2 protein-coding genes are annotated in these 1,741 nt (G+C 35.5%); one reads left to right on the forward strand and one right to left on the reverse strand.

The features are described from left to right. Positions 1 to 264: 264 nt before the first annotated feature. Positions 265 to 906, forward strand: a complete 642-nt coding sequence (locus ACFFAP_RS21460; protein WP_375513114.1) for a PEP-CTERM sorting domain-containing protein — start codon at positions 265 to 267, stop codon at positions 904 to 906. A gap of 104 nt (positions 907 to 1,010) precedes the next feature. On the opposite strand, the gene ACFFAP_RS21465 is transcribed toward ACFFAP_RS21460, so the two are convergent. After that, complete coding sequence (locus ACFFAP_RS21465; RefSeq protein WP_375513128.1) at positions 1,011 to 1,400, reverse strand: hypothetical protein; 390 nt, start codon at positions 1,398 to 1,400, stop codon at positions 1,011 to 1,013. Positions 1,401 to 1,741 lie beyond the last annotated feature (341 nt).

Consider the following 1,741-nt stretch of genomic DNA (forward strand, 5'->3'; position numbering starts at 1 on the left):
CCTGTGTGTTTAATTTCTTAATCAAATCATAATATACTTCATCATTCCTTTAAATATAAAAATAGTTTTTATAAACGTTATAAATATGTCTGTAACCGTTGTCACATATTAATTTTCATCCTCAAATTTTTCTATACTAGTAGCTTTTTTCAGAAACTTTATGTAGATTCCCTACAATAGTTTTTTAAGATTACATGTATATATTAATATGCATACTGTAACATAATCGAAAAGACAAAAAAATTGTCTTTCAAAGTAAAAACAATGGTATTGAGTTTCAAAAGTGTCAAAAGATTATCAATTGCTGTTATCGGATCGGCATTAGCAGCTGCTTTTATTGGATTAGAAGCTAAGTCGGCAAATGCTGCACTGTTTATCGATCAAGAACAGTCCAGCATTAATGTAAACATGGCATATTTTTCGCAGTCAGACTTAGCACAATCATTCAAACCAGCAGCTAATAATGTTGCAGGTGCTGCCATAAAACTTACACAGGGTATTGGAACAGTTGGTGACGTTAAAATATCCTTGTGGAATGGTCAAGGAAATGTTTTAGCAAGTGGTATAGCACTCGGACAGTTACCCGATGCGTGGACAGAAGTATTCTGGAACCCCGTAGCTGTTACACCAAATAAGACTTTATTCCTCGTATTTGAGTCGCTCAGTAATCTAGCGATCGCTGGTGATACTAACAATCCTTATCCCGATGGTCAAGTCTATGCAAACAGAGGATTTCAATCATTCCCATATTATGATTACACATTCCGCACATACTCTGATGATAGTTTTGGAATGCAATCTGTTCCTGAGCCAACCTCTGTTTTAGGTCTAATGACTTTCATTGCTTTCATTGGTGTTTCAGCCACCAAGTGCAAAAAGCAACAGAGTATTTTGTATAAAGGCTAAAATCGAATGCCACTAAGTAGGTGGGCAAGAATATTTCCAACTATATTAAGAAAATTAGACTTCATATATATAGATGGAATTTTTCTCGCTAACTTACTTCACTGTTAAAATCTTATTCCCAGTTGCCCGTTAAACCCACGAATAGAATTGTAACCAGCACCAACAAAAACGTTATTAGTAGCACTTACCTGAACGCCACCTGAAACTGCAACACCTTTATCTTCTGAATAAAGTCCAACTCCTACATAAGGTGAAATTACAGGCAAACTGATAAATTTCAAAACATCTACTCCCGTAGCACCATCAGGGCCAGTTCCTAACTCAACCCCAAAATTTAAAGCCCTAGCTCCTACAGCATAAGTTACATCACCATCTTTTCCACCGACTGAAACCCAAGGTTGCGGTATAAGTTGAGCCGATGCTTGACTTGGGGTAAATAAAGCTAACAAACATATAGGTGTAAGTAATGTTTTAGTAATAATCGCTATTTTCACGTTATTTTCTTCCATTAACTGGTGCATTTTAATTGTCTTCTTACAACTACCCTTACTTCAGCACTACTGTTAACCAAAGTTTGGCCATGATGGCTAATCGTGACGGATTGAACCTCATTTGAGTGCCCGATAAGTTCAAACATTATTTTGGTAATGTAATATTAATTACAGCCGTGTGTAGCCGCGATTGGTAATTGTCAGGTATATTTGCTGATTACTTTATCAAAATGCCTAATTACTTTATCAAAATGCCTGATTACTTTATCAAAATACTTAAATACTTTCACAAAAGGTCATTTGACTTATTCATTTTGGTGTTTTCCGCAAGCAAAAGTTGATTT

The sequence above is a fragment of the uncultured Nostoc sp. genome (genome assembly GCF_964245575.1).
Lineage (GTDB): Bacteria > Cyanobacteriota > Cyanobacteriia > Cyanobacteriales > Nostocaceae > Nostoc.